This is a genomic window from Streptomyces sp. McG3, assembly GCF_018619185.1.
In the GTDB taxonomy this organism is placed as follows: Bacteria; Actinomycetota; Actinomycetes; order Streptomycetales; family Streptomycetaceae; genus Streptomyces.
Window position 1 is genome coordinate 1 of sequence record NZ_JAAXYC010000306.1, and the last position, 9,294, is coordinate 9,294.

Consider the following 9,294-nt stretch of genomic DNA (forward strand, 5'->3'; position numbering starts at 1 on the left):
GGGCGGTGGCGAACTCCGTGTCCGAAGTGGCGGCGACGGGAGCGGCAGGGCAGCCGGTGCCGGTCTCCGCCGACAGGTCGACGACCCGGTCGCAGGCGGAGAGCAGGATGCCGCTGGTGGTGACCAGCAGCGTGGTCGTGGGCAGGGTGCGCAGGCCTTCGGCGATGCGCTGCTCGGTCGCCGGGTCGACGGCGGTGGTCGGCTCGTCGAGGACCACGATCTCCGCCCCGGTGTGCAGCGCCCGGGCCATCAGCAGCCGCTGACGCTGCCCGCCGGAGAGCTTGCGTCCTCGCTCGCCGACGTCGCGCCCGTCCCCGCCGATGTCCTCGATCACGTCGTCGAGCATCGTCGCCCGCAGCACGGCGGGGTCCGGGTCGCCGCCCGGGGGGACGAGGTTCGATCGCAGCGTGCCGGAGAACACCGCGCCGTGATGGGGCGGCGCGGCGATCAACTCCCGCACCCGTTCCGGCCCCAGCTCGACCGCGTCGACGCCGTTCACCAGGAGTTCACCGCGGGCGAGCGGCACGCGGTAGCCGAGCCGGTCGCCGATGTCCCGGGCGCCGGAGGGCCGGCCGGGCACGACGCCGACGAGCTCGCCGCGCCCCAGCCGCACCGGCTCGTCGTGGCCGGGCGGGCGCCAGACCAGCGCCGGGGCGGTGGCGTCGGCCGACTCCGCCGGCCGGCCGTCCTGGGGGCCCGGGACGGCGTCGATCAGCGGCGGTTCGTTGATCAGGTCGCTGAGCCGGCGGGCGGAGGCGCGCTTGTGGATCCAGTTGGAGGCGAAGGTCCCCACGTGGGCGAGCGAACCCTGGAGGTACTGGGCGAGACCCAGGACGGTGACGAGCTGACCGATCGTGATGCCGCCGTCTAGGGCGAGATACCCGGAGGCGGTGGCGAGCGCGGCCAGGAAGAGTCCGGAGAGCAGGAGGCTCACGGAGGAGTACGTCAGCACCGACCGCGCGGCGGCGACGGCGCCCCGGCGCGAGGCCTGGCTCGCGACGCGGTAGCGGCGGGCCGCCTCGTCGCGGGCGTTCATGCCGATGACCACCCGCAGTCCGGTGATCATGTCCGTGGCCACGTCGCCGGCGCGCGCCGCCGAGCTCTGCTCGGCCAGCCCCCGTGCCTCCAGCGGCATCGAGATCCGGCGCATGACCAGCAGCATCAGGACGGTGCCCACGATCACCCCGCCGCCGAGCGGGAGGGAGATGAGCAGCAGGACGCCCGACGCCGTCAGGATCGCGGTGACCGTGGACGCCTGCTGGACGACGCTCCAGGAGACCCCGGCGACGCGGTAGGTGTCGGAGGAGACCAACGAGAGCGCCTCACCCGCCCCGGGCGGACGCCGCAGCGAGCGCGGGTCCAGCAGCCTGGCCATCGTCCGCAGACGCAACGCCTGCTCGCCGTATCCGTAGACGGTCACCATCGCCGAGGAGGCCCGCTGGTACGACAGGGACAGCAGCGTGAACACCCCGGCGAGCACGGTGAGCCACCCGAGGAGGGCCGGGCCGTCGGAGGGGGCGAGCGCCCGGTCGATGACGACCCCGATGAGGATCGGCACCAGGGCCTCGCACAGCTGATGGACCATGAACGCGACGGCGGTCAGACCGAGCCGCGTACCGCGCCCGTCCCGCACGAGCGCGGTACGGAACAGCGCCTGTACGGAAGCGGGTTCACGGTCCTGGCCCCTCTCCGGCGCGCGGTGCCCGGGGTCCTGCGCCGGGTGTCCCGCTGCCGGGGGCCGGGCCGGCGGGGTCGTGGTGCTCACGGATCGCTCCTCGGGAGAAGGGGGGTGGGCCGCGCGGGGGAAGACGTCCGCCGGGCGGTCATCGACGACGGCCCGCGTACTGGCGGGCGAGCAGCCAGGCCAGGTACGCGCCGCCGACGCATACCGTGACGACACCGACCGGCAGATCGATGCGCTGGGCGACGAAGTCCGCGCCGACCAGGACGGCCGCCCCGGCGAGGGCGGCGGGCACGATGCGCAGGGTGGTCGAACTCCGGGTCAGCCGCTGGGCGATCTGCGGTGCGGCGAGGGCGATGAAGGCGATCGGGCCCGCCGCGGCGGTCACCAGCGCGGTGAGCGCCACGCCGACGACCGTGGCGGTCAGCCGGGCGCGCTGGGCGCGCACCCCGAGCGCGACAGCCGCGTCGTCCCCCATCTCCAGATGGACCAGGGGACGTACGACGAGGGTGGAGCCGACCAGCAGAACGGCGAACACGACGGCGGTGGCACGCAGTTGCTCGAAGCCGAGTCCGCTGAGCGAACCGGCGCCCCAGGTGGCCGCGAGCATCGCCTGCTGCGGGCTGACGGAGAGGAGCAGCATCGACGTGAGCGAGCCGAGGAACGCGCCGACGGCGATGCCGACGATGATCAGCCGGAACGGCCGCAGCCCGCCCCGGTAGGCCAGCAGGTACACCAGCAGCGCCGTCAGCGCTCCGCCGATCAAAGAACCCGACGCCACCGCCAGGTAGTTGGCCGTGCCGAGCAGAAGCATCACGACACTCGCGCCCGCGTACGAACCGGAGGCGAAGCCGATGACGTCGGGGGAGCCGAGCGGATTCTTGGTGAGCGACTGGAACAGGGCGCCGCTGATCGCGAGGGCCGCTCCGCACACCACGGCGAACAGCAGCCTCGGCAGCCGCCAGGTCACCACGACGAGCCGCGCCCGGGGGGCGGCGTCCGGGTCGAAGAGGGCGGACAGCACCTGGAGCGGCGTCAGGCCGATCGACCCGGAGCCCAGGGTCAGGACGCCCAGCGCCGCGACCACGAGGGTCAGGACGGCGCAGACGAGGACGGCCCGCCGGTCGACGCGCAGCGCCACCCCGCCGCGCCGCAGGGTCCAGGTGGCCCGGCCGAGATCGGCCTTCCCGGGCCGCTTCGGACCCCGCGTGCGTACGGCCCCGGTGGGCGGCGGAGCCGTGCGGTCCGGCTGGGACGCGGTGCGGCTGCTCACAGGGTGCTCACCTTCCGCCGCCGGACGAGGGCGACGAGGACGGGGGCGCCGACGAGCGCCGTGACGAGGCCGACCCGCAGCTCCCCGGAGGGCAGCACCACGCGGCCGATGATGTCGGCGGCCAGCAGGAAGGCGGGGGCGACGACGACGGTGACCGGCAGGATCCAGCGCTGGTCGGGCCCCACGAACCAGCGCACGATGTGCGGCACCATGAGCCCGACGAACGAGATCGGACCGGCGACGGCGACCGCTGTCCCGGCCAGCAGCGTGACGGCCAGGATCACCGCGACCCTGGTCACCGCCAGTCGCGTCCCCAGGGAGCGGGCGATGTCGTCGCCGAGCGCGAGGGCGTTGAGCGAGCCCGCGCTGACCAGTCCGAGCAGAAGACCGGCGCCGATGAGCGGAAGGGCGACCGGCAGGATGTCGAGCGACCGTCCGCCGATGGAGCCGACACCCCAGAACCGCATGACGTCGAACGTGGTCGTGCTCTTGAGCGCCATGGCGCTGGTGAAGCCGCCGCACACGGCGGTGAACGCGACGCCCGCCAGGGTGAGTTTGACCGGCGTGCCGCGATCCGCCCCGATCGAGCCGAGGGCGTAGACGAGAACGGTGAGCCCGAACGCCCCGCCCAGGGCGAACCAGATGAACTGTCCGGCGGCCGTGTAGCCGAGTACGGCGACCGCGAACGTCACCGCGAGGCTCGCCCCCGCGTTGACGCCGAGGATGCCGGGGTCGGCCAGGGGGTTACGGGTGAACGCCTGGATCAGCGCGCCGCTGAGACCGAGCGCGGCGCCGGTGACCAGCCCGATCACGGTGCGCGGCACCCGTAGTTCGCGCACCATGACGTGCTCGTCGGAGTCGTCGAAGTGGAGCAGCGCGTCCCATACGGTGCCGGGGGCGATGGCGCGCGCCCCGATCATCACGCTGAGGACGGCGACGACGAGGAGCAGGGCGGCGGCGGTGAGCAGGATCAGCAGCCGGTGCCGGTGGCGGCGGGCCGGGCCCGCGTCGTCGCGCGGACCCGGCCCGGCCCGTTCGGCACCGTCGGTGAGGTCACCCGTGGGCGGGGCGGTCGTCATGGTTGTCCTTGGGAGAGGGCGTCACCTGGGCGGAGCGGCGAAGTGCGGTCAGGAACCCGCGCCGGTGCTGCCCCTGCCCGCGACGGCGTCGGCGAGCATCGGGACGTAGCGGTCGATCGCCCACGGGATGGAGAGCACCGAAGGGCCGCTGGTGGCCATGCCCATGGTCGCGTCCTGGACGAAGGTGTACTTGCGGTCGGCGATCGGCTTCCAGCGGGTGAAGAGCGGGTCCTTCAGCGTGTGCTCGACCTCGTCGGCGCCGTTGGCCCAGGCGACGAAGATGTCGGCGTCGATGGTGTCGAGCTTCTCCAGGCTGATGCCGCCGTACCAGTTGGTGCCCTTGACGGTGGAAGCGATCTTCTCCATCGAGGGGGTGTTCTCGAAGCCCATCTCGGTGAGGAGGCGGACCCGGGCGTCGTAGTCGACGTAGAGCCCGACGTCGGTGGAGCCGGGGGCGAGGGCCAGTCCGTAGGCGAACGTGGTGCCCTTGAACTCCGGGTGGTCCTTCGTCACCCCCGCCAACTGCCCCTGGACGTCGGTGACCAGGTTCTCGGCCCTGGCGGTCTCGCCCAGCGCCGTGCCGATGGTCCGGGTCATCTCCTGCCAGGTTCCGCCGTCCCACGGCTTCTTGAGGTAGGGGAGCGTGGGGGCGATCTGGGAGAGGCGCTTGTAGTCGACGTCGGAGACGCCGGAGTACAGGCCCACGATGAGGTCGGGTTCCAGCGCGAGGATCTGCTCGAAGTCGATCTCGCCCGCGTCACCGTAGTTGAGGGTCTCGGGCAGCGGGCCGCCCAGCTTCTCGACCGTGGCGCGGAACCACGGGGTGTAGCCCTGCTTGTCGCCGCCCCACTGCTTGTCCACGCCGACGGGGACGGTGCCGAGGGCCGCGACCACGTCCAGGGACATCCAGCTGACCGCCACGACGCGCTTCGGCTTCTGCTTGATCGTCGTGCTTCCGTGGCCGTGCTCGATGGTCACGGGGAACGCGGCCGACTTCGCCCCGGACTTCGCCTCCGGGGCGCCGGAGCCGGACGTGGTGCCACCGCAGCCCGCCAGGACGACGATTGCGGCGACCGTCACCGTCAGGGCGCGGACCAGGGCGCCCGGCCCGCGTCGGGCCGGGATGAATATCGACATGTCTCTCCTTGGTTCCGAAGTAAGGCAACCCTCACCTGGAGAGACATTAGGAAGGCCGGGGCTGTTCAGGGGTCGCGTACCGGCCAGGGTGTGTCGTGAATCGGCCATCTGGTGGGCGGGTCAAGGCTCTGGGTCAGCGGGCGGCCGGGGCCGGGGTGGCCTGCTCGCGCAGATACTCCGTCGGGCTGGCGCCGGTGACCCGGCGGAAGGCCGCGCAGAACGCGCTGGTGGTGGCGTAACCACTGCGGTGCGCCACCAGGTTGACCGGGTGCCCCTGGGCGAGCAGGGCCGTGGCGGCGGACATCCGGACCAGTGAGCGCCACTGGCTGAACGGCATGCCGACGTCACGGCTGAACGTCCGGGTGACGGTACGTACGCTCAGCGCGTGCCTGGCCGCCCAGCCCTCCACGGAGAGGTCGCTCTCCGGGTCGCGCATGACATCGTCCGCCAGCACCTGGATCCGCCGGTCCTCCGGCACGGGCACCTCGATCGCCGGAAGGGTGTCCTCCTCCAGCATCTCGATGATGACCCGCTGTGTCCGCAGTCGAAGGTCGTCGGGCATCGCGGTCGCGTCGAGGTGCAGCAGCATCTCCTGGAGCGCGCGGCCCACGCGCATCGGGCGGGCGGCGGACCACCCCGGCGGGACGGCCCGTCGCGCCACATAGGTGTAGCAGCTGATGCCGCCGGCTTCGTGGGACGCCGCGTGCGGGGTGCCGGGAGGGAGCCAGGCGCCCTGTCCCGGGAGCAGTCGGCGCACGGTGTTCCGGGTGCGCAGGGTGATCGAGCCGGTGTGGGGCCAGACCAGGAGGGCGTCGGTGTGCGTGTGCACGCCCGAGGTCACCGGTCCCGTCGGTTCCGAGTCGTCGAACACCGCGGTGGTGAGCAGATAAGGCTCGGCCACCTCGGCCCCGCCGGCCGGGGGTTCGGCCCAGGCCGGCGAGGCCGTCGAGGTGGCCCCGGCGTCCGGGTGGCGGGAGGCGGCGATCGGCATGAAGTTAGGTTACCCTAACTTCTCTCGACGGCTGTGGGGGCGGCCCTGGGCGGTCCAGCGGCGGAGTCCGGCTTCAGGGCTGTTTCGGACGTGGTCGCGGCGGCGGGCCGTACGCCTCCAGCAAGGCGTTTCGGACGGCTTGTCGCCCCGCGTGCCGGAACGCGCCGGGATGCGTGTCCACTTCGTGCACCTTGATGGACCGCAGGACGACCGCGACCGCCACCGTGGTCCCGGGGTTCAGTGTCGCGAGTTCCGCCAGCTCCTCGCGTACGCCGCAGCCGAAGGCCTCGTGCAGTTCGGCCACCTCGCCGTCCGGCCAGCCCGGCACCGTGCTCGTGTCCGCCGTCTCGAACTTGACTCCCTCCTCCCAGGGTTCGAAGTCCGCCACCGCCAGGGCGAAGGAGGACGGGCAGCCGGCCTGGCGGACGTACACGGCCTTGACCGCGCGCAGGGGTCGCGGAGGGAAGGTCCTGGGCTCGGTGGTCATGCGGTCACGGTATCGGCGCACCGGCGGCCTCCCCGCGGAATTTCCGCGAGGAGGCCGTCCGCTCAGCCGTTCCCGCGCAGCTCCAGGGTGCAGCACTTCACGCTGCCGCCGGCCTTGAGGAGTTCCGACAGGTCCACGCCGACCGGGCGGAACCCACGCTCGCGCAGCTGTCCGGCGAGATCCGTCGCGTTCTGCGGCAGGACCACGTTGTACCCGTCCGACGTCGCGTTCAGCCCGAACGCGGCGGCGTCGGCGGCGGAGGCGAGGAGGGCGTCCGGGAAGAGCCGCCGCAGTACGGCCAGGCTGCCGGGGGAGAAGGCTGCCGGATAGTAGGCGATCGTCGTCTCGTCGAGCACGGTGAGGGCGGTGTCCAGGTGGTAGTAGTCGGGGTCGACGAGGGTCAGCCCGATCACCGGGCGGCCGAAGAACTCCTGCGCCTCGTCGTGGGAGCGGGGGTCGCTGCGGAACCCGGTGCCCGCCAGCAGCCAGTCGCCGGCCAGGAGATAGTCGCCCTCCCCCTCGTTGACGAACGCGGCCGTGCGCGGTTCCGGGTATCCGTTGTCGCGCAGCCAGCCGCGGTAGGCCGGGCCCTCGGCGATGCGCTCGGCGTCGCGGAACCGGGCCACGAGGGCCCGCCCGTCGACGACGGTCGCGCCGTTGGCCGCGAAGACCATGTCGGGAAGACCGGGGACGGGGTCGATCGTGTCGACGGTGTGCCCGAGGTGCAGGTAGACCTCGCGCAGTCGCTCCCACTGGGCGATGGCCAGCGGAGTGTCGACAGGCTTCGTCGGGTCCATCCACGGGTTGATGGAGTAGACCACGTCGAAGTGGGTGGGCCGGCACATGAGGTAGTGCCGGGCACGTGCGGTACGCATGGGTGGGGTCCCGATCGTCAGGGGCGGCCGGTGGGACGGCCGCCCATCGAGGTGAAGTGCTCGGTCCCGGGCGGCTCGTGGCCGTCCGTGGTCCGTACGCGCGTGATCGCCGGGGCGTGGTCGCGGCCTGAGCGGGCGTCGGCTCCGGTGACGATCACGAGGTGGTCGCCCCTCGTGATGGGAGAAGCGGCTCGCGGCGACCACGGGTGCAACGGCGGATCCGATGTTTCTGGGGAGAACGATCAACCGGCGCGTAAGTAAAGCAAGGCTTACCTAAAAATGCAACGGTGCCTCTCCGTCGGCCGGTTGAGCCCGCCGGGCGTGGCGGCTGTCCGTAAATCCCTCTGACGGCAGGGGTGTTGGAGGTCGCACGTGGCAGGCCGCGCCCGGGCCCGATTCGGGGGACTGATGGTGCCCGCCGCGCCCCGGCGCTACATTCCGGCGGACGGCCGGGAGCTCTCGGCGGGCGATGCCCCCAGCCGTACGGCTCCGAGGAACCCCGTGCCCGCACAGCACGCCGAACTCCGACGGAAGGACTGCCCACATGCTCTGTACGCGACTGACCAACGCGCGCATCCTCACGATGGACCCCCGGCACCCCGTCGCCCACGACCTGGGTATCTGGCGGGGGCGGGTCGTCGGTGTCGACGAGGCCGTGACGTCCCTGCCCGCCCGCGAGGTCGTCGACCTGGACGGCGCCACGGTGCTGCCCGGTTTCATCGACAGCCATGTCCACCTGGCCTGGGCAGGGTTGAAGGCCGGCACGCCGAGTGTCGCCCCGTGCGAGCGGGTCGAGGACATCCTCGCCGTCGTGGACGCGGCGGCCCGTCGGCCGGCCCCTCGCGGTGCCTGGGTGGATGTCGCCGGGTACGACCAGCGGGCCCTGGGCCGGCATTTGACCGCCGCCGAACTGGACCGGGTCAGTCACGGCCGCAAGGTCCTCCTGATGCACGACTCCGGGCACGCGTGCGTCGTCAACACCGCGGTGCTGGAGCTCCTGCCGGACGGAACGCCGCACGAGGACGGCTTCCTCGCCGAGAGCGCCATGACCACTGCCCGCCGGCTGCGACTGCCCTACTCCCAGGAAGAACTGGCCGACGCGATCGAGCTCGCCGCCCGCGGCTGCCTCGACGAGGGGATCACGGCCTGCGCCGAGGCGGGCATAGGCGGCGGGCTCCTCGGTCACAGCCCCGTCGAACTCGGCGCCTATCAACTGCTCCGGGACCGCGGCCGACTGCCCCTGCGGGTCCAGGTCATGGCGTCCGGCGACACCCTGCGCCCCCGCGCCACCCATGCCGACGACGGGTTCCCCCGGGCCCTGGACCTCGGCCTGCGCACCGGGTTCGGCGACGACTGGCTGTCCCTGGGCGCCCTGAAGATCTACACCGACGGCGGGATGATGGCGCGCACGGCGGCGCTCACCTCCCCGTACGAGGGCACGACCGACAACATCGGCCGCCTCCAGGACGACCCCGGCGCTCTCGCCGATCTCATCGTCGACGGCCACCTCGCGGGCTGGCAGCTCGCCGTCCACGCCATCGGCGACCGCGCCGCCGACCTCGCCCTGGACGCCCTGGAGCGGGCCCAGAAGCTGCGCCCCCGCCCGGACGCGCGCCACCGCATCGAGCACGCCGGGCTGATCCGCCCGGACCAGCTGCCCCGGTTCGCCGGGCTCGGCGTGAGCGCTGTGGTCCAGCCCGGCTTCCTGCGCTACTTCGGCGACGACTACGCGACGGTGATGGGGGAGGGGCGGGCCGGCTGGCTGTACCGG

8 protein-coding genes and 1 pseudogene are annotated in these 9,294 nt (G+C 72.7%); 1 reads left to right on the plus strand and 8 read right to left on the minus strand.

Annotated elements, in window-relative coordinates; all coding sequences use genetic code 11:
- From HET64_RS32100 to HET64_RS32135, 8 genes and pseudogenes are all read right to left on the minus strand, one after another.
- Positions 1-1,765, minus strand: a 1,765-nt coding sequence (locus HET64_RS32100) for an ABC transporter ATP-binding protein (RefSeq protein WP_308370414.1), incomplete at its 3' end; no start/stop codon positions are given.
- Between the two features lie 58 nt (positions 1,766-1,823).
- The gene (locus tag HET64_RS32105; protein WP_251146181.1) at positions 1,824-2,837 is read right to left on the minus strand and encodes an iron chelate uptake ABC transporter family permease subunit; all 1,014 of its coding nucleotides are present in this window, start codon (positions 2,835-2,837) and stop codon (positions 1,824-1,826) included.
- 113 nt (positions 2,838-2,950) lie between these two features.
- Positions 2,951-4,033 carry an iron ABC transporter permease gene (locus HET64_RS32110; protein ID WP_215110670.1) on the minus strand — a complete coding sequence of 361 codons (1,083 nt, stop codon included), beginning with the start codon at positions 4,031-4,033 and terminating at the stop codon, positions 2,951-2,953.
- Positions 4,034-4,081: 48 nt separating this feature from the next.
- Positions 4,082-5,170: an iron-siderophore ABC transporter substrate-binding protein gene (locus tag HET64_RS32115; RefSeq protein WP_215110671.1), complete on the minus strand. Its 1,089-nt coding sequence runs from the start codon at positions 5,168-5,170 to the stop codon at positions 4,082-4,084.
- Between the two features lie 133 nt (positions 5,171-5,303).
- On the minus strand, positions 5,304-6,161 hold the full coding sequence (locus HET64_RS32120) for an AraC family transcriptional regulator (RefSeq protein ID WP_215110672.1): 858 nt from the start codon (positions 6,159-6,161) through the stop codon (positions 5,304-5,306).
- Positions 6,162-6,234: 73 nt separating this feature from the next.
- Positions 6,235-6,648, minus strand: a complete 414-nt coding sequence (locus HET64_RS32125; protein ID WP_215110673.1) for a hypothetical protein — start codon at positions 6,646-6,648, stop codon at positions 6,235-6,237.
- A gap of 62 nt (positions 6,649-6,710) precedes the next feature.
- Positions 6,711-7,523 carry a dimethylargininase gene (ddaH, locus tag HET64_RS32130; protein WP_215110674.1) on the minus strand — a complete coding sequence of 271 codons (813 nt, stop codon included), beginning with the start codon at positions 7,521-7,523 and terminating at the stop codon, positions 6,711-6,713.
- Positions 7,524-7,540: 17 nt separating this feature from the next.
- A pseudogene (locus tag HET64_RS32135) lies at positions 7,541-7,693 on the minus strand (methionyl-tRNA formyltransferase); the annotation flags it as partial.
- A 374-nt stretch (positions 7,694-8,067) separates the two neighbouring features.
- Here HET64_RS32135 and HET64_RS32140 point away from each other — a divergent pair.
- On the plus strand, positions 8,068-9,294 hold a 1,227-nt coding region (locus tag HET64_RS32140; RefSeq protein ID WP_215110675.1), incomplete at its 3' end, for an amidohydrolase.